The sequence below is a fragment of the Phocaeicola sp. HCN-40430 genome (assembly GCF_037890285.1).
In the GTDB taxonomy this organism is placed as follows: Bacteria; Bacteroidota; Bacteroidia; order Bacteroidales; family Bacteroidaceae; genus Phocaeicola; species Phocaeicola acetigenes.
Genome location: NZ_JBBKBS010000007.1, coordinates 45,245 through 64,934, shown reverse-complemented (window position 1 = coordinate 64,934; position 19,690 = coordinate 45,245). Strand labels below are relative to the sequence as shown.

At 40.9% G+C, this 19,690-nt stretch carries 16 protein-coding genes; 6 read left to right on the top strand and 10 right to left on the bottom strand.

Annotation, left to right across the window (positions count from 1 at the left end; genetic code table 11):
- Positions 1-3: 3 nt before the first annotated feature.
- Both WKU26_RS04760 and WKU26_RS04755 read right to left on the bottom strand, forming a co-directional pair.
- Entirely contained in the window at positions 4-1,458 is a 1,455-nt protein-coding gene (locus WKU26_RS04760) for a tetratricopeptide repeat protein (RefSeq protein WP_340321096.1), read from the bottom strand.
- A gap of 104 nt (positions 1,459-1,562) precedes the next feature.
- A complete protein-coding gene (locus WKU26_RS04755) occupies positions 1,563-3,305 on the bottom strand; it encodes a glutamine--tRNA ligase/YqeY domain fusion protein (protein ID WP_340321095.1) in 1,743 nt (580 codons plus the stop codon).
- Positions 3,306-3,762: 457 nt separating this feature from the next.
- Between WKU26_RS04755 and WKU26_RS04750 the strand changes: the two genes are divergently transcribed.
- From WKU26_RS04750 to WKU26_RS04735, 4 genes are all read left to right on the top strand, one after another.
- On the top strand, positions 3,763-5,037 hold the full coding sequence (locus WKU26_RS04750; protein WP_269878101.1) for a replication-associated recombination protein A: 1,275 nt from the start codon (positions 3,763-3,765) through the stop codon (positions 5,035-5,037).
- 11 nt (positions 5,038-5,048) lie between these two features.
- Positions 5,049-6,011, top strand: coding sequence for a D-2-hydroxyacid dehydrogenase (locus tag WKU26_RS04745; RefSeq protein WP_340321094.1), 963 nt, complete (start codon positions 5,049-5,051; stop codon positions 6,009-6,011).
- Positions 6,004-6,471 (top strand): C-GCAxxG-C-C family protein, encoded by a 468-nt coding sequence (locus tag WKU26_RS04740; RefSeq protein WP_340321093.1) that lies wholly within the window; start codon positions 6,004-6,006, stop codon positions 6,469-6,471. Before WKU26_RS04745 ends, WKU26_RS04740 begins: the two co-directional genes overlap by 8 nt.
- 143 nt (positions 6,472-6,614) lie before the next feature.
- On the top strand, positions 6,615-6,815 hold the full coding sequence (locus WKU26_RS04735; RefSeq protein WP_340321092.1) for a winged helix-turn-helix domain-containing protein: 201 nt from the start codon (positions 6,615-6,617) through the stop codon (positions 6,813-6,815).
- A gap of 85 nt (positions 6,816-6,900) precedes the next feature.
- Here the strand turns inward: WKU26_RS04735 and WKU26_RS04730 are convergent, their stop codons facing one another.
- Entirely contained in the window at positions 6,901-7,629 is a 729-nt protein-coding gene (locus WKU26_RS04730; RefSeq protein WP_340321091.1) for a GntR family transcriptional regulator, read from the bottom strand.
- Positions 7,630-8,638: 1,009 nt separating this feature from the next.
- Between WKU26_RS04730 and WKU26_RS04725 the strand changes: the two genes are divergently transcribed.
- The gene (locus tag WKU26_RS04725; protein ID WP_269878106.1) at positions 8,639-10,933 is read left to right on the top strand and encodes a bifunctional dihydroorotate dehydrogenase B NAD binding subunit/NADPH-dependent glutamate synthase; all 2,295 of its coding nucleotides are present in this window, start codon (positions 8,639-8,641) and stop codon (positions 10,931-10,933) included.
- A 121-nt stretch (positions 10,934-11,054) separates the two neighbouring features.
- Here the strand turns inward: WKU26_RS04725 and WKU26_RS04720 are convergent, their stop codons facing one another.
- From WKU26_RS04720 to WKU26_RS04705, 4 genes are all read right to left on the bottom strand, one after another.
- Positions 11,055-12,011, bottom strand: a complete 957-nt coding sequence (locus WKU26_RS04720; protein WP_340321090.1) for a hypothetical protein — start codon at positions 12,009-12,011, stop codon at positions 11,055-11,057.
- Positions 12,012-12,254: 243 nt separating this feature from the next.
- The gene (recA, locus tag WKU26_RS04715) at positions 12,255-13,304 is read right to left on the bottom strand and encodes a recombinase RecA (protein WP_269878109.1); all 1,050 of its coding nucleotides are present in this window, start codon (positions 13,302-13,304) and stop codon (positions 12,255-12,257) included.
- 13 nt (positions 13,305-13,317) lie between these two features.
- Positions 13,318-13,767, bottom strand: coding sequence for a thioredoxin-dependent thiol peroxidase (gene bcp, locus WKU26_RS04710; RefSeq protein ID WP_269878111.1), 450 nt, complete (start codon positions 13,765-13,767; stop codon positions 13,318-13,320).
- A gap of 36 nt (positions 13,768-13,803) precedes the next feature.
- Complete coding sequence (locus tag WKU26_RS04705; RefSeq protein WP_269878112.1) at positions 13,804-14,997, bottom strand: saccharopine dehydrogenase family protein; 1,194 nt, start codon at positions 14,995-14,997, stop codon at positions 13,804-13,806.
- Positions 14,998-15,159: 162 nt separating this feature from the next.
- Here WKU26_RS04705 and WKU26_RS04700 point away from each other — a divergent pair, with 162 nt between their 5' ends.
- A complete protein-coding gene (locus WKU26_RS04700; RefSeq protein ID WP_340321089.1) occupies positions 15,160-15,963 on the top strand; it encodes an META domain-containing protein in 804 nt (267 codons plus the stop codon).
- 62 nt (positions 15,964-16,025) lie between these two features.
- Here the strand turns inward: WKU26_RS04700 and WKU26_RS04695 are convergent, their stop codons facing one another.
- The 3 genes from WKU26_RS04695 to WKU26_RS04685 form a co-directional block, all read right to left on the bottom strand.
- Positions 16,026-16,607 carry a UpxY family transcription antiterminator gene (locus WKU26_RS04695; protein WP_269878114.1) on the bottom strand — a complete coding sequence of 194 codons (582 nt, stop codon included), beginning with the start codon at positions 16,605-16,607 and terminating at the stop codon, positions 16,026-16,028.
- A 213-nt stretch (positions 16,608-16,820) separates the two neighbouring features.
- Entirely contained in the window at positions 16,821-18,605 is a 1,785-nt protein-coding gene (gene rpsA / locus WKU26_RS04690; protein WP_269878116.1) for a 30S ribosomal protein S1, read from the bottom strand.
- 363 nt (positions 18,606-18,968) lie between these two features.
- The gene (locus WKU26_RS04685) at positions 18,969-19,673 is read right to left on the bottom strand and encodes an SIMPL domain-containing protein (RefSeq protein WP_269878118.1); all 705 of its coding nucleotides are present in this window, start codon (positions 19,671-19,673) and stop codon (positions 18,969-18,971) included.
- Positions 19,674-19,690: the final 17 nt, after the last annotated feature.

The window sequence follows — 19,690 nt, the reverse complement described above, 5'->3', positions numbered from 1 at the left end:
AAATTATAAGAACGAAGAAACGTTTATTTTTCCTTCTTGAATTTCCTTCAAAACAATTCTTGCCAAATTAAAGAAGTCTTGGTCTTCTCCCATGTCTTTTTCTCCCCATAGGGGATTAGACAATGATTCTGGAGTATAGAAACAACTTCGAACCATATACTTGAGCATATTTTTTTCATCTTTTAAGCGGTAATAGCAGAAAGCGATGTAGCCGTAGAAGTCTTTTACCTCTTCTGGATACTCTTTCTCTATCCAATGATAAAGTTGAACTGCTTCTTTAAAATGTTCATATCTCATATAAGTGGTTGCAGCCAGTTGTGCAGTTTCTGCTTTTTCCATTGCGAATGATTCTGCTTTTCTGAATGAACATTCTGCTTCTATCATTTTTCCTTCGGATACGAATAGTTCTCCTTGAACGAGATACAGCTCACTGAATTCTCCATCGTAGGTAAGCCCGTTGATAACGTCTTTTTCGCTTTCTTCGTATTCACCTTTTACTAAGTGAGATACAGCACGTTTATGATATACATTGGCTCTTTCAAAGTTTTCCAAGTCGTTGCTTTCCAGAAGTTTGTTGCAATATTGAATCGTTTCATCGTATTTTTTGTCGATGAAATAGCAAGCCATCAGTACCATCCGAATCCGTGTTTTGTTGGAAACGGACTGCTCTACCTGCTTATAGCATTTGCATGCGGAAGTCCCATCTCCTAAAAGCTGAAAACAATAACCTTTCATTTCAATACATGTCAGATCGTTTTCGTTTATGGTCAGTGCAAACTCTACGGATTCCATGGCTTGTTCTATTTCGCCCATCTGCAGGTAACAGCGGGTGAGTTCTGTCCAATAGTATAGATTGTATGGATCTTCATCCAATAGTTTATTATAATAAACGGTAGCTTGTTCTACACTTTTGAACGAATAATGATAATCAGCCATTGATTCCAATACTTCTATATCATTGGGAGCCTGTCTGTAAGCTTTTTGTAGCCAGTGGTAAGCCATCTTTTCCATGTTGGCATCCATGTAAATATCGGCTATATCCAGCAATGTGTTGGTATCATTATCTTCTTCTTCTGCAAGTTGTTTGAATACTTCTTCTGCACTTTCTATATCCTGACGTTCCAGGCAGAGATTGGCGTAAGTCAGTCTTACTTCTCTATCATTTTGATCGGGAATCGTCTCCAATAGAAAAAAAGCTTCGTTGATTTTTCCTCTGGCTACCAAATTATTGCATTTGTAGATAAGAATATCCAGATTCTCGGGATGAAGTTGTAGTCCATAATTGATAACTTCTTCCGAAGCTTTGCTGTCTCCCTGATGTGCATAATACTCTGCAAGATGGGTCAACTCGTTGCTTTCCATATAAACATGAGTATGATTTTGCTTCATTTCTTCATATTTATGTTTGATGGCTTGAAATTCGGGAGTATTAAAGCTGGATGCTAAATCATGTCTCATGCGTAGGTAATTTTTATGAATGAATAACGAAGAATCTGCAAGCTGATTTATGATAAGGCTCGCAAATTCTTCGTTGGATAAAATAGGATTTTTATAAATCAATCTTATTTATTGCTGATTTTACTCCAAGTATCTTTAAGAGACACAGTACGGTTGAATACTAAATGTTCTGGAGTAGAATCTTTGTCTACGTTGAAATAACCAATACGTTGGAACTGCAAGTAATCCAATGGTTTGGCATCTGCCAGGAATTTCTCTACATAACATTCTGTCAGAATATTCAGAGAATTAGGATTAATCATTTCCTGCATTGCTTCCAATGGAGAGCAGTTCTTGGCTTCACGGATAGCAGCCATTTCATCGCGTGGGTTTTCCACTTTCCACAAGCGGTCGTACAAGCGGACTTCAGCTTTCAGGCAATGATTGCAGCTTACCCAATGTAATGTTCCTTTCACTTTACGGTTTGCTTCAGGCATACCGCTCTTTGTGTTAGGATCATATTCAGCATAGACTTCTATTACATTACCGTTTTCGTCTTTCTTGCATCCGGTACATTTTACAATATATGCGTTTTTCAAACGAACTTCCTGTCCCGGAGTCATGCGGAAATATTTTTTCGGAGCATCTTCCATGAAGTCATCGCGTTCCATCCACAACTCACGGCTGAATTCGATTTTATGTGTCGGTGAATTCGGGTCTTCCGGATTGTTGATCGCTTCCATTTCTTCTACCTGTCCTTCCGGGTAGTTGGTCAGAATCAGTTTTACCGGATTCAGAACAGCAGATACACGGGTTGCACGTGCATTCAAATCTTCGCGTACTGCACTTTCCAGTAAAGCGAAGTCGTTTAATGCATCGTAGGTAGTATAACCAATCTTATCGATGAATTTCCGGATAGACTCTGGAGAATAGCCACGGCGGCGGAAACCGCAGATTGTCGGCATACGAGGGTCATCCCATCCGTTAACCAGTCCTTCTTTTACAAGAGTCAGCAAGTTGCGCTTACTCATCAGAGTATAGCTGAGGTTCAACTTGTTGAATTCGTACTGATGTGGGCGGTTGTCATCCAAGTCTTTACCGTCTTTTACCCAGTCTACAAACAAATCGTACAGCGGGCGGTGAACAACAAATTCCAACGTACAAAGTGAGTGTGTTACTCCTTCAAAGTAGTCGCTTTGTCCATGAGCAAAGTCATACATCGGATATGCTTTCCATGTATCGCCTGTACGATGGTGAGGGGTTTTTACTACACGGTAGATGATTGGGTCGCGGAAATGCATATTAGGATTAGCCATATCTATTTTGGCGCGTAATACCATTTTCCCTTCTTCAATTTCTCCTGAATTCATTTTCTGGAACAGTTCCAGACTTTCTTCTATCGGGCGATTGCGGTATGGACTTTCTGTACCTGGTTGGGTAGGAGTACCTTTCTGTGCAGCAATCTCTTCGGACGACTGTTCGTCTATATAAGCTTTTCCCTCTTTAATCAAACGGATAGCGAAATCCCACAGTTGCTGGAAATAATCAGATGCATAATATTCATTTCCCCACTGGTAGCCCAGCCATTGAATGTCTTCTTTGATGGCTTCTACGTATTCAACATCTTCTTTTGTAGGATTGGTATCATCGAAACGCAAATTACATACACCACCGTAACGCTGTGCAATACCAAAATCCATACAGATTGCTTTGGCATGTCCGATGTGCAGGTAACCATTCGGTTCGGGCGGGAAACGGGTTTGTATTCTACCTCCGTTTTTACCTTCTTTTAAATCCTTTTCTACAATTTGTTCTATGAAGTTCAAACTTTTCTTTTCTGAACTTTCAGCTGCATTCATTTCAGTCATAGTGGTTTTCTCTTTTACACTTTATGTGTGCAAAAATAAGCATTCTTTTGTTATATACCTATTAGACTTTATGTAAATTTTGCTGATGGATAACTTGGGAATTTTTGAATGGATGAATTTGTATCGATTTAATAAATTTTTCTTATTTTTGAAAAAGCTTCAAAAAAAGACAATGAACAGATTTAAAATAAAAGAAAATGCCAGAAATGTCAGAAATGTGTTTTAAGACATGTTTTTTTATTTGGTTAGCTAAAAAAAAGGCCGCATCTTTGTGGCGTTATCCTGAAAACAATCTTTTTACCTTAAAAAAAAACTAATACCTATTGAAAACTTAAAAAAGGCTCTTTGTGAAAAGCGCCTTTTTTTATTGCCCTTATGTCTGGCTTTTTTCCGAATCACTAAAGGTTTTTTTGAGTAGAATTACGTATTTTTGTGTTTCTAATTGGAGTATCAGAATATGGCACAACCTTTGGCAGAAAGAATGCGTCCAAAGACGCTGGATGAGTATATCGGACAAAAGCATTTAGTAGGAGAGGGGGCTGTCTTGCGTAAAATGATTGATGCGGGACGTATTTCTTCTTTTATCTTATGGGGACCTCCCGGAGTAGGCAAGACTACATTGGCACAGATTATTGCCCATAAGTTGGAAACTCCTTTTTATACTTTGAGTGCAGTGACTTCTGGAGTTAAGGATGTACGCGATGTAATTGAGAAAGCGCGTAGCAATCGTTTCTTTTCCCAGCAGAGTCCTATTCTTTTCATAGATGAAATTCATCGTTTCAGCAAATCTCAGCAAGATTCCTTATTGGGAGCAGTAGAAACCGGGGTAGTGACTTTAATAGGAGCTACTACGGAGAATCCTTCTTTCGAAGTTATTCGTCCGCTTTTGTCGCGCTGTCAGTTGTATGTACTGAAATCTCTTGAGAAAGAAGATTTGCTTGAACTGCTGCAGCAGGCTTTAGTCCGTGATGCTATTTTGAGAGAGCGGAAAATAGTGTTGAAAGAAACGGATGCTATGCTCCGCTATTCAGGAGGAGATGCGCGCAAGTTGCTGAATATCCTGGAGCTGGTGGTAGAGGCCGATGGAGAGGAAGAGGTTGTCATTACAGATGAAAAAGTAGTGGAACGTTTGCAGCAAAATCCATTGGCATACGATAAGGAAGGAGAGATGCACTATGATATTGTTTCTGCTTTTATCAAGTCTATCCGTGGCAGCGATCCGGATGGAGCCTTATATTGGCTTGCCCGTATGGTGGAGGGAGGAGAAGATCCTGCTTTTATTGCCCGACGTTTAGTTATATCGGCTTCCGAAGATATCGGTCTGGCCAATCCTAATGCATTGTTGCTGGCCAATGCAGCATTTGATGCTGTAATGAAGATAGGATGGCCGGAAGGAAGAATCCCGTTAGCCGAAGCAACCGTTTATCTGGCAACCAGTCCGAAAAGCAATTCGGCTTATGAAGGAATCAACTCTGCGCTGGAAATGGTACGGGAGACTGGAAACTTACCGGTACCACTTCATTTAAGAAATGCCCCTACCAAATTGATGAAGCAGTTAGGATATGGAAAAGATTATAAATATGCGCATGCTTATAAAGGGAACTTTGTAAAGCAGCAGTTCTTACCGGATGAAATGCAGCAGAGACGTATCTGGCATGCTCAGGATAATCCGGCTGAGGCTAAGTTGAAAGAACGGATGGTTCAGCTATGGGGAGAACGATTTAAAGATTAAAGAATATAGAAATGAAGATAGTTGTTTTAGATGGATTTACATTGAATCCCGGGGATTTTTCGTGGGAGTCATTGAATGAACTGGGTGAACTGACGATACACGATCGTACAGCCCCAAGTGATGTATTACGGCGGGCAGAAGGAGCTGAGGCATTATTGACGAATAAGACGGTACTTTCTGCAGAAACAATCAATTCGCTTCCTGACCTGAAATATATAGGTGTATTGGCTACCGGATATAATGTGGTAGATGTTCAAGCGGCAAAGAAACGGGGAATTGTAGTAACCAATATTCCGGCCTATAGCACTCAGTCGGTAGCTCAGATGGTTTTTGCGCATATTCTGAATATCACTCAGCATGTGGCACATTATGCCGGTGAAGTACAAAATGGGGTATGGAGTTCACAGCCTGATTTCTGTTATTGGAATACTCCGTTGATAGAACTTGCAGGAAAGAAAATGGGAATTGTGGGATTCGGACATACCGGACAGGCTACTGCGGCCATTGCACGAAGCTTTGGTATGGAAGTTTGTGTATACACCAGTAAACCGGAGAATAGTCTTCCCGAAGGAGTAAAGAAAATGGAGTTGAACGATCTGTTTCACAATTGTGATATTGTCAGTCTTCATTGTCCTTTGAATGAGGAGACTAAAGAAATGGTCAATTCTTTCCGCCTGTCGCTGATGAAACGGAATTCTATTCTGATCAATACAGGAAGAGGTGGCCTGGTTGATGAAAAAGCATTGGAGGAAGCCTTGGTGGAAGGTCGTTTATTGGGAGCAGGACTTGATGTGCTTTCTGCTGAGCCACCTTCAGCCGGTAATCCTTTGCTAAAATTGAAAAACTGTTTTATAACTCCGCATATAGCCTGGGCTACTCGTGAGGCCCGTGTACGTCTGATGAAACAGGCAGTCGAGAATTTGAAAGCTTATATAAATGGAAATCCTATAAACAATGTTGCAGAAAATGAATAAACAGGAACGTATAGAAAAAGCTGTTGCTCTTTTTAAGGAAGGATATAATTGTTCGCAGTCGGTTGTGGCTGCTTATGCCGATCTTTATGGATTTACGCCCGAACAGGCACTGCGCATGGCTGCTTCTTTTGGAGGAGGTATTGGTCGTATGCGTGAAATATGTGGGGCGGCTTGTGGTATGTTTTTGCTGGCAGGACTTGAGCGTAGTGCAGTTTCCGGAGCCGATCGTGAAAGTAAGGCTGCCAATTATGCTCTTGTGCAGGAACTGGCTGCAAAATTCAAGGAAGTTACAGGAACCATACACTGTGCAGAGTTGCTGGGCTTGTCAAAAAAAGAGCCCGTTGTAGCAACTCCGGAAGCGCGTACTGCCCAGTATTATGCCAAACGTCCTTGTGCAAAGATGGTTGAAATAGCTGCAACGATATGGGGGGATTTCCTCGAAAAAGAAGGAAAATTGTAAAATGTTCCCTTTTTTTACTATTAAAATGAAAGTTTTTTCAAGGAAAGTAGAAGAAGGTCTTGTTTTTTGTTTATTTTTGCGCCGTAAGACACAAATACTTATTCGTGTTAAATAAATTGTAAATACGATTTAAACTAAGAGCTATGTTGAAAGAAAAAGCAGGTGTAATTGCCGGAAAAATCTGGGAAGCACTAAATGGAAATGAAGGAAAAACTCAAAAACAGATTAAAAAAGCAACCAAGCTGGTAGATAAAGATTTCTTTTTGGGTTTGGGTTGGTTATTGAGAGAAGATAAGATTGAAACAAGCGAAGTAGAAGGTGAACTTTTTGTTAAGTTGAAATAAGTAACAATCTTGAAGTGTATGAAAAAAGATGCGTAAATGCCGGAAAGGCTCTTACGCATCTTTTTTTGTTTTTGATATACCAGTTTTACCGTTCAGCTTCAATTGTATATGTAAAACTGTCTGCACGGTAATAGCCGATATTATATTCTATTGGGTTATTGTTGGTGTCGTATACAAAACGTTTGCGGATAAGAATCGGATCCGTGGTTTTGATATCCAGTTTTTCTGCTATTTCTTCTCCTGCCAGGCTGGCAGAAATCTGTTCTTTACTGGTTTTTACGGTTATTTGATACTCCTTTTCCAACAACTCATATAGAGGCCGTGTAAAATCTTCCTCTCCGGTAAAAGGTATTTTGGGGTTAAAATAGGAGATAAAATATACAAATGGATATTCTTTTTTCCCTCTTACTCGCTCTAAGACAATGCATTTTATAGGATTCTTTTTGTCGATATTGAAGAAGTTGCAAATCTCCTCATTGGGCTTTTTCCAGCTTATATGGAGTTCGAAATTTCGAATCTCTATTCCTAACATCTTCATTTCTTGTGAAAAACTAAGCCAATTTTTCACTCCACTTATAATACCTTTTTGTATTACTTTTGTACCGACTCCTTTTTTTCGTATCAATAAACCTTCAAAAACCAGTTTGTTAATGGCTTGTCGTAATGTATTGCGGGAGATATTCAATTTTTGTGAAAGTTCTATTTCATTGGGTAAGTATTTTCCCGATTTATATTCTTCTGAATCGATTAGGGTTCGAAGAACTTCTTCTGCTTGAAGATGCAAAGGTTTATTGCTTTTATGGTTCAGCTCCATACACTATATATTTAATCTCTTTAATCACAAAGATAATTATTTTGTGATATAAATATAGTTTTCCTGCTGTTATTTATATATTAATTTTTTGTTAAAAGTGTGTAGTCATATTGATATCAATAAAGGGGTTTTTGTATCAAAAAGAGCTAAAATGCCATTTCCTTCTAACTCGTATTTTGTACAAAAAGAGCCTTTATGAAGCCTGAATCGCAGTTAAATTCTTATGAAATGCCTTCTAAACATGTTGGAAAACATATTTGAAAGGACTTGTAATAGGATGAAACGATACTTGAATCGGGGGCAAACGATACAAGTATCAATGCCTGATGTGACTAATACCGTATGCTCACGCCATTAGTTCCGTGTGTACTCGATACTGATAATAGAATTTGGGAGGTTTGAACCCCTGTTTTTATACACTTTTTCACATTTTCAGTTATCAACCCTCCTGTCTGAATCTTCTTTTTGATAATAGTATAATGTTATTGATAGATGGTTTTTGGAGAGTATGAAGATTGATAAATCCCTTTTTTGATGGTTTTGTGTTTGCAATGGTAAAGAACAGCTTTCTTTTTGAGTTTGCCTGATTTCGAAAAACAGGCTTTTTTCTTATCACTTTTGTACCTGGGGGCAAATATCGTCGTGTAGAGGCCTCTGATTTGACATTTTGTCAATCCTCTTGCAGTACTGATAAAGAGATTGGAGGATTTTACATTTTGTCAATTGAACTATGGAATTTGTTTCCTTGATTTTTGTTAGAAAGAAAGGGAGACAGGAAGCCTGAAAACAGAGAAAAGCTACCGTAATATCCCATAAATTATTGCTTACAGGGTTGAGTTAATTTGCTCATTTCTTTGTGTATATCTTTTCTTAATACTACCTTTGCAGGGTTAAAATCGAAAGAATGGAGTCTGTCTGAGATTGAACAGGTTGTCCGGTCAGTCTTTACGGAATGATTTCTACAGGCTCTGGGGATACTAAAGAAATAACTAACTTATAGCGTAAGAAAATGAATAAAATTATTTCAAAGGAACATTTTTCAGAAAAGGTTTTCAAACTTGTCATTGAAGCCCCTTTGATTGCCAAGTCTCGTAAGGCGGGACATTTCGTAATTGTGCGTGTGGGAGAGAAAGGCGAGCGTATGCCGCTGACCATTGCTGCTGCCGATCCTGTAAAAGGTACTATTACTTTGGTGGTACAGGAGGTGGGACTGTCGTCTACCCGTCTGTGTGAACTGAATGAAGGCGATTACGTGACCGATGTAGTAGGTCCGTTGGGTAAGGCTACTCATATTGAAAACTTTGGTACAGTAGTATGTGCCGGAGGTGGAGTAGGTGTGGCACCGATGCTTCCTATTGTACAGGCATTGAAAGCTGCGGGAAACCGTGTGATTACAGTTTTGGCAGGACGTACAAAGGATTTGATTATCCTGGAAAAAGAAATGCGTGAGAGTTCCGATGAAGTAATCATTATGACAGACGATGGTTCGTATGGTAAGAAAGGCCTTGTAACCGAAGGAGTGGAAGAGGTCATCAAGCGCGAGAAAGTAGACAAGTGCTTTGCCATCGGTCCGGCTATTATGATGAAATTTGTTTGCTTGCTGACAAAGAAATACGAAATCCCTACCGATGTGTCACTGAATACTATCATGGTAGACGGTACCGGTATGTGTGGAGCATGCCGTATCACTGTGGGCGGAAAAACTCGTTTCGTTTGTGTAGACGGTCCGGAGTTTGACGGTCATCAGGTAGACTTCGACGAGATGTTGAAACGTATGGGAGCCTTCAAGGATATTGAACGTGCTGAAATACATAAATTGGAAGTTGAAAAACCTGATACTTGTGAGGCAGAAAGAGAGGCATCAGACCGTAAGGCTCCTTGGCGTGAAGAACTTCGTAAGAGCATGAAGCCGAAGGAACGTACTGCGATCCCTCGTGTAAAGATGAACGAGCTGGAACCGGAATATCGTTCACACAGCCGTAAGGAAGAAGTAAACCTGGGATTGAGCGAGGAACAGGCTGTAACAGAAGCTAAACGTTGTCTGGACTGTGCAAATCCGTCTTGTATGCAGGGTTGTCCGGTGGGTATCAATATTCCTACATTTATCAAAAACATAGAGCGTGGAGAATTCCTCGAAGCTGCACGTACCCTGAAGCAGACCAGTGCATTGCCGGCTGTGTGTGGACGTGTGTGTCCGCAGGAAAAACAGTGCGAATCGCAGTGTATTCACCTGAAGATGGGACACGAAGCTGTGGCTATCGGTTATCTGGAACGTTTTGCTGCCGACTATGAACGTGAAAGCGGACAGATTTCCGTTCCTCAGATTGCTGCAAAGAACGGTATTAAGGTAGCGGTAGTAGGTTCGGGACCTGCCGGTCTGTCGTTTGCCGGTGATATGGCTAAGTTGGGATACGATGTGACTGTATTCGAAGCACTGCACGAAATTGGTGGTGTATTGAAATATGGTATTCCTGAATTCCGTTTGCCGAACAAGATTGTAGACGTAGAAATTGACAATCTTTCGAAGATGGGTGTACAGTTTGTAAAAGACTGTATTGTGGGTAAGACCATCAGTGTAGAAGACTTGGAACAGGAAGGTTACAAGGGTATTTTCGTAGCTTCGGGAGCAGGTCTGCCTAACTTTATGAATATTCCGGGTGAAAACTCTATCAACATCATGTCGTCTAACGAGTATCTGACTCGTGTGAACCTGATGGATGCTGCCAGCGAAGATTCTGATACTCCGGTCACATTCGGTAAGCGTGTGGCGGTAATTGGTGGTGGTAATACTGCTATGGACTCTGTACGTACTGCACGCCGTCTGGGAGCAGAAAAAGCAATGATTATCTATCGCCGTTCGGAAGCTGAAATGCCGGCTCGTCTGGAAGAGGTAAAACATGCAAAAGAAGAAGGTGTGGAATTCCTTACTTTGCATAATCCAATCGAATATATTGCCGACGAAATGGGTCGTGTAAAACAGGTGGTATTGCAGAAGATGGAACTGGGCGAACCAGATGCTTCAGGACGCCGTAGTCCGGTTGCTATTCCGGGAGCTATAGAGACCATCGATATCGATATGGCTATTGTCAGTGTGGGTGTATCGCCTAACCCGATTGTTCCGAATTCTATTCCGGGACTGGAGTTGGGACGTAAAGGTACAATCGCAGTAAATGAGGATATGCAGTCGTCTATTCCGACTATTTATGCCGGTGGTGATATTGTGCGCGGAGGTGCTACTGTAATTCTGGCTATGGGCGACGGACGCCGTGCTGCGGCAGCTATGCATCGTCAGTTGCAAGGATAAGAAGCTATAAACTTATAAAATGGTAAAAATAATGTCGGCTGAACGAAGAGAACTGTTCTCTATCGTCCAGCCGATGACTTTTTATCATAGATTGGTTAAAGTTTTATATGCTTCGTGGTATTTATTTCTTTTTCAATACCTCTTTTATTTTTTCTATAATTTGAGGAGTCTTTATATTACCGGTATTTAGAAGAGCATATTGGAAGTTTTCTGCTGCAATTTCTTCCGGATCAATGGTGTATGGAGTATTATTGCCTACTACTTCATAAAAGTCGGTAGCAGCGCTAAGCGGATAGATTACAGTATTTCCTTTTTCCTGTACGGGTATATAGCGTTCGTTCAGAGGGATAAGACCTGTCTGCATGTATTGGGATAAATCTCCTCCGCTATAAGGCTTATCGGAATGTAATACCATTGTACACGGTTGTTTTTCTCCCTCGATTGTAAATGTTGCATAACTGTCGTAGCGGCTTACATCCGGATTGGATATCCGCTTCTGGTTAATATCTGACGGGAAGATAATTTCCTTATCGAGTACGGTAAATCCGATGGTAGCATATATCGCTTTTTTGAATTCATGGTTTTCACGTGTCAGAATGTGAAACAGTTCATGAGCCATTACTTGAGTCAGTGTTTCAATTGGGGCATTCAACGCTTTTTCTCCTAATGCTATCCAGTTTTTGCGGGTATAGGCCGTAGCTCCTCCTTCTTCTTTCTGAGTTGTTTTTACAATGATAATTTCCTCAGGGAAAGGCAGGTTGAATTTCTGCTTGCTGATTTGATTTTGTATTGTTTTGAAAGCTTTTTCTACATTGCTTTTCTCTTGGTCACTCCAGTTTCGGGTTTCATCCATAGCCATACGAAGCAGTTCAGACTTTTTTCCTTCTACTTTTTGCAGGCGGAACTCAATATCAAACTGATTCCAATTGCTGGTGTAGTCGTCTATGTCTGTTACCAGCATCTGTGCTTCAGCTCTTGTGGCAAAACGGTAAGGTAGGGAAGTCTTATTTTCTTGGGCAATACCGGTGGTAGCTACGCAGCAGCACCATGTAAGGGCGAGTAAGGATGTTAGTTTCATAAGGTTTATCTTTTATCTAGTCAGTATGAGTTGGTAAATATAAATGTAAATTTTGTTTTTTTCTAATTTTTGAAGAGAAAATATGATTGGGGGAGGAGGAAAACATTACAGTTTTTAGAGGAAAGGCTGTGGAGAATCATCGGGTAAAAAAGGTATAAAAAAGAACCTTCTTCTGTCTGGAAATCCTTTTGTGGATATCGTATACAGAAGAAGGTTCTGATGTATTTCTCTGTGAAAGAAATTTTATTCTTTGTCTTTCAGTGCAGCAAAGATGAGTCCTTCCAGTTCTTCAGCCAGTTCGGGATTGTCCTGAATACACTGTTTGGCTGCATCGCGTCCTTGTCCGAGTTTGGTATCGTTGTAGCTGTACCATGAGCCGCTTTTCTTGATGATGCCCAGTTCTGCTCCCAGGTCGATGATTTCACCGCTGCGGGAAATGCCTTCACCGAACATGATGTCGAATTCTGCTTTGCGGAATGGAGGTGCTACTTTGTTTTTTACTACTTTTACGCGTACTTGGTTACCGATAACTTCTTCACCGTCTTTCAACTGGGTAGCGCGGCGGATGTCGAGACGTACTGAAGCATAGAACTTCAAGGCATTACCACCGGTTGTTGTTTCCGGATTGCCGAACATTACTCCGATTTTTTCACGCAACTGGTTGATGAAGATACAGGTTGTATTGGTCTTGCTGATAGCGGAAGTAAGCTTACGCAATGCTTGCGACATCAGACGTGCCTGTAAGCCTACCCGGTTGTCTCCCATATCGCCTTCGATTTCGGCTTTCGGAGTCAGGGCAGCTACAGAGTCGATAACAATGATGTCAATGGCAGAAGAGCGGATAAGCTGTTCTGCAATTTCCAGAGCTTGCTCACCGTTATCGGGCTGTGAAATCCACAAGTTGTCGATGTCTACTCCCAACTTGGCTGCATAGAAACGGTCGAAGGCATGTTCTGCATCGATGAACGCTGCAATACCTCCGTTTTTCTGTGCTTCGGCAATAGCATGGATAGCAAGTGTGGTCTTACCAGAAGATTCCGGACCATATATTTCAATGATACGTCCTTTGGGATAACCTCCTACACCAAGTGCAGCGTTGAGTGCAATGGAGCCGGTAGGAATGACTTCTACTTCTTGAACATGGTCGTCGCCCATTTTCATGATAGAGCCTTTACCGAAGCTTTTCTCAATCTTATCCATTGCGGCTTGCAATGCCTTGAGCTTTTCGCTGTTGTTGGGCTTGGAAGGAGTATCTACTCCTCCTTCGAATTCCAATTCGTCTTTTTTAGCCATATATTTTTCTTGGTTATTTTAAGATTTGTGCGGCATGGTCTTTGGTCTTCACCTCTTTGGGAGAGATGATACGTTCAATCACGCCTTCTTCGTTTATGATAAATGTGGTGCGGAATGTACCCATGTATTTACGTCCATACATGCTTTTTTCACCCCATACCCCAAATTCTTGCACTAACTTTTGTTCTGTATCGGCAATGAGTGTAAAAGGAAGCTGGTTTTTCTCGATGAACTTCTGGTGCGATTTGGCATCGTTGATGCTGACACCAATTACTTCGTAACCTGCTGCGCGAAGTTCCGAATAGTTGTCGCGCAGGTTGCAGGCTTGAGCCGTACATCCCGATGTCATGTCTTTGGGATAGAAGTAGAGGACTACTTTTTTTCCCTTGTAATCGCTTGTACGGATTTCTTCTCCTTTTTCATTCAGTCCCAATACTTCGGGGGCTTTATCTCCTACTTGCATGATGCTTTGTTTATACAGATTCAAGAATACAGATAATTACAGTTCCAAATCTCCGTCGAATACTTCGTGCCAAGGTAAGCCGTATTGGTTCAGTGCTTCCATGAACGGATCTGGATCGAATTCTTCTACATTCCATACACCCGGACGTTTCCATAAGCCTTTCAGGAACATCATTGCACCAATCATGGCTGGTACACCGGTTGTGTAACTTACGCCCTGCATACCTGTTTCCTGATAAGCAGCCTGGTGTGAACAGTTGTTGTATACATAGTAGGTACGTTCTTTACCGTCTTTGATACCACGGATACGGCAACCGATAGATGTTTCGCCTTCGTAGTTTTCTCCCAGGTCTTGTGGATTAGGAAGAACTGCTTTCAGGAATTGCAAGGGCACAATTTCCATGCCGTTGTAATTGATAGGCTCGATGCTTGCCATACCAATATTCTGAATAACTCTCAGGTGAGTGAGGTATTCTTGTCCAAAGGTCATCCAGAAACGGGCGCGTTTGATAGTCGGGAAGTTCTTAACCAGCGACTCCAGTTCTTCGTGGTACAACAAGTAGGAGTCACGCGGACCAATGTTTGGATATGTCAGGTCTTTATGGAATTCCAATGGCTTTGTTGTAACCCACTGTCCGTTTTCATAATAACGTCCGTTCTGGGTAATTTCACGGATGTTGATTTCTGGATTAAAGTTGGTTGCAAACGCTTTGTGATGATTACCTGCATTACAGTCTACGATATCCAGGTACTGTATTTCGTCGAAATGATGTTTGGCTGCATATGCTGTATACACGCCGCTTACTCCCGGGTCGAAACCACAACCCAAAATTGCTGTCAGTCCGGCTTCTTCGAAACGCTGTTTGTAAGCCCACTGCCAGCTGTATTCGAAATGAGCTTCGTCTTTCGGCTCATAGTTGGCTGTATCCAGGTAGTTGACTCCGGCTTGCAGACAAGCTTCCATGATAGTCAGATCCTGATAAGGGAGCGCTACATTAATAACGATTTCGGGTTTAAAACTGTTGAATAAAGCCACTAATTCGTCTACATTGTCTGCATCTACCTTAGCGGTCTTGATGTCTGGTCTGCCAATTGCTTTTACAATAGCGTCACATTTTGACTGGGTGCGGCTGGCAATCATCACTTCTGTAAATACTTCAGGATGTTGAGCCACTTTGTGTGCAACAACGGTTCCTACTCCGCCTGCACCAATAATTAATACTTTACTCATTTATTTTATTGATGATTTTAATGCCCGGTAAACGTTACCGTTCAGTATGCAAAGATAAGAATAATTAGATTATATAAACATAAAAAACGGAAAAATGCAGGTGGGCTGAACTTTTGTTCAAATATATCGTTATATTTGCGAAGTTTAGAAATTAAAATTGATATGAAAAGAACATTTTTAGGTGTTGCGGCTATTTGTGCCGGAGCGCTGATGGCAAGCTGCATGAGTAGCAAGAATGCAACACAGACAGTAGATCTGACAGGCGAGTGGAATATCGTAACTGTAGATGGAGAGAAACTTGGAGATGAAAATATGCCTTTTATCGGTTTGGATACAGAAACCAAACGAGTATATGGTAGCGCAGGTTGCAACCGTATGATGGGCGGTTTTGAATTGGATTCTGTCAATGCAGGAAAAATTCATTTCAGTCAGATTGCTACTACACGGATGATGTGTCCGGATATGGATACGGAACAGAAGATATTGGGAGCTCTTAATAAAGTAGAAGGTTATTCGGAAACAGAAACCGGTATTGAACTGACAGATGCGGAAGGTAAGACTGTCATTGTTTTGGAAAAGCGTGTACAGGCTGCTGTTTCTATCAATGATCTGGCAGGAGAATGGATTATTTCAGCAGTGAATGGAGAAGCTGTGAAGAAGATGGAAAAGACTCCGTTCCTGGCATTCAACATTGAGGAAAAACGTGTACATGGTAATGCGGGCTGTAATATTATCAATGGAGGTTTCTCTCAGGAAGAAGGCAATGCAGCTTCCTTGAAATTCTCACAAATGATTTCTACGATGATGGCTTGCCCGGATATGGATGTGGAAACACAGGTGTTGAAAGCACTTAATGAAGTAGCTTCATTTGAAAAGAATGAGGATGGATCTGTTTCATTGTTAGATGGAAACGGTAAAGTGCTCCTTACCTTAGTGAAGAATACAGGAGAAAGTCTGGTGAAATAATTGAAATAATTTTTATAAAAAGCGTGGGCATTTTCATTCGTGATGAAGATGTCCACGTTTTTTTATTCAGTTTCTGATGCATGAGCTCCGTTTCCGCTTATTTCTTCGCACCAGGTATAGCTCACTTTGAGTAAGGCTGTGCTGTTGTTCATTTCAATTGCTATGTAATGCCGTCCTCCATATCGTATGAATTTGCCGGTGATACCGTAAAGAGGTCCTTTTTTGGCGATGCGTACAGGGAATCCTTTTTTGTTTTTTAGCTTCTCGGAATCAATAAAGCGTGTACCTTGAATGTTAGGATCTGTAGCTCGTATAAAGTTTTGCATTTCATCATCCGGTACGATGCAGAATTCGTCGCAGTCTCTTTCCCTTTTCATAAAATATATAGGGAGAGGAAAATTACGTGCAAATTTCCTGCACCAGCTTTTGTTGTATGTATGTCGGATAAATAGCAGATTATGAATGGCTGGGACAAGAACATGCTCACACTTATGTTCTTTGTCTTTTGTCTCTTGCAATTCGTATACCATTGGCAAGTAGTATTCAATGCCTTCTTCGCGTAGCAATTCGGCTACTCGAAGTTCTTTACAGTAAAAAGTTTTTATAGGCATCCATACTAATGGTTGCTCTTGCTTCTCTTCCATGATTCATGTTTAGGTTAGTACAATCAGAGAAACAAAGAAAAGAAAAATAATCGATAAGAACAAGTCTATTTACTTTTAGAAGTATTTTAAGTTGGAATCCATAGAAGATTTGTGGATGAGTAAATGGATCTTGTTATTGGGATAATTGGTAGAAAACATAAAAAAAGGGATTACGAATGTCGTAATCCCTTTTGAAATATCTCAGGTGAAGAATTATTTCTTACCTTCAAGCTGTTCTTTCAAAGCAGCCAATGCATCGAGGTCACCCAATGTAGTAGAAGCAGCCTGGTTCTGAATCATAGGAGCTTCTTCTTTCTTAGCAGCCTTCTTAGTAGCTTTCTTTTCTGCTTTTTCTTCTGCCTTAGCAGCATCTTCGAAAATACGGCTGTGAGACAAGATGATTCTCTTAGCGTCTTTGTTGAATTCGATTACTTTGAATTCCAGTTTTTCATCCAACTGAGCCTGTGAACCGTCTTCTTTTACCAAGTGTTTCGGAGTAGCGAAACCTTCTACACCGTAAGGCAATGCAACTACTGCACCTTTATCCAACATTTCGATGATAGTACCTTCGTGGATAGAACCTACAGTGAATACTGTTTCGAATACATCCCATGGGTTTTCTTCCAACTGTTTGTGACCCAAGCTCAAACGACGGTTTTCTTTGTCGATTTCCAATACCTGAACTTCGATGTCTGCACCAATCTGAGTGAATTCAGAAGGATGTTTGATTTTCTTAGTCCAAGACAAGTCAGAGATGTGGATCAAACCGTCTACACCTTCTTCGATTTCTACGAATACACCGAAGTTAGTGAAGTTACGAACTTTTGCAGTGTGTTTAGAACCTACCGGATATTTTTCTTCGATAGTTTCCCATGGATCAGCTTTCAGCTGTTTGATACCCAAAGACATCTTACGTTCTTCGCGGTCCAAAGTCAAGATAACAGCTTCTACTTCGTCACCAACTTTCATGAAGTCCTGAGCTGAACGCAAGTGCTGTGACCAAGACATTTCAGATACGTGGATCAAACCTTCTACGCCCGGAGCGATTTCGATGAATGCACCGTAGTCAGCCATAACCACAACTTTACCTTTTACGTGGTCACCAACTTTCAAGTTAGGATCCAAAGCATCCCATGGGTGCGGAGTCAACTGTTTCAAACCAAGAGCGATACGTTTCTTTTCGTCGTCGAAGTCCAAGATTACAACGTTCAACTTCTGATCCAAAGAAACAACTTCGCGAGGATCGCTTACACGGCCCCAAGACAAGTCTGTGATGTGGATCAAACCGTCTACGCCGCCCAAGTCGATGAATACACCGTAAGATGTGATATTTTTAACAGTACCTTCAAGTACCTGACCTTTTTCAAGTTTACCGATGATTTCTTTCTTCTGCTGTTCCAATTCAGCTTCGATAAGAGCTTTGTGAGAAACAACAACGTTCTTGAATTCCTGGTTGATTTTTACAACCTTGAATTCCATAGTCTTTCCTACGAATACATCGTAGTCGCGGATAGGTTTCACATCGATCTGAGAACCCGGCAAGAATGCTTCGATACCGAATACGTCTACGATCATACCACCCTTAGTGCGGCACTTGATGTAACCCTTAATGATTTCTTCGTTTTCAAGAGCAGCGTTTACGCGATCCCAAGAACGAGTAGCACGTGCTTTCTTGTGAGACAAGATCAACTGACCTTTTTTGTCTTCCTGATTTTCGATGTATACTTCTACAGTATCACCAACTTTCAGGTCTGGATTGTAACGGAATTCGCTCAATGGAATGATACCGTCTGATTTGTAGCCGATGTTAACTACAACTTCGCGTTTGTTCATTGCGATTACAGTACCGTCTACAACCTCACGGTCGTTTACTTTGTTCAAAGTGTTATCGTAAGCTTTTTCCAAGTCTTCTTTGCTTACGTTTGATACTGCATCACCGTTTTCATACGCTTCCCAGTTGAAATCTTCAATAGGAGCAATGTTTTTTAAGTTTTCCATTAAATTAATAAATTGTTTGTAAATAATTAATTGTGTTAGACTTTATATTGTTTATCTAAATCGGTCGCAAAGATACAATAAATTACTGATATAGAAAATATTTGCATTTATTTTTGTGTAAACTTGAATGAAACTTCTTTCATTTTTTTACTTTTTCTTGAAGAAAGGGCGGCAGATATGGTTACAGGAAGGGAAAAGGATGGGGTTGAAAAGGGAGAAAGATACATTTACAGAACTTTTTGAAAGGGTTATTGTATGAACTGACGCTATTAGTATCATGTGTCTTTGTTGACAGTCGCGTCAGACGACGATACTAATAGCGTCAGTTCATGTGATTGATAGTGCTTTTACTGCTGTCTGTTATCAGTCTTCCAGTGAGTAGTCGATGGTAGTCACTACACGTACTTTTTTGATGTGCGGAGTATTTGGATCTCGGTCGCTGATGCTGAATTGTCCCTGATTGGCATGACGTATTTTACCCAATGTACTTTCCGAATCTTTTGCAAACTTTTCGGCAGCCTGACGTGCGTTTTTGGTAGCCTCTTCTATCATTTGCGGCTTGATGGTATTCAGGCCCGTATATTCATATTGAATATTATACTGGTAGTCGCCGGTTGTAATGGCTATACCACGTTTCAGCAGTTCTCCCTGTTCAGTAATAAGACCGCGCACCAAATCCACTTTGTTGGATGTAACAGTAATAACGGTGGTTACATTGTACCGGTAAGGAGAGTCCTGATTGTTACCGTAGCGTTCTGCTTTCATGTCTACGATAACAGGAGCATTGATGCTTATCTCTTTATCGGTAAGTCCTTTTTCCTTTAAAAATTCAGTGATGGTCCGGTTAGAACGCTTTATTTCCTCGTATAAGGCATTCAGGTCGTTGCCCAGGCTCTTGTATACTAAAGGCCAGGTCACTTTGTCTGCCGGAACTTCCATTTCGGCCAGTCCTTTTACGTTTACACTGCGGTCTCTTCCTGCAAATTCGGAGAAACCACGCTCTATGAACACTCCCAACAGCAACAATCCGATACTTAGGATGATTGCTTCTACTCTAAAGTTCTTCATAATCTGATCAATTTAAA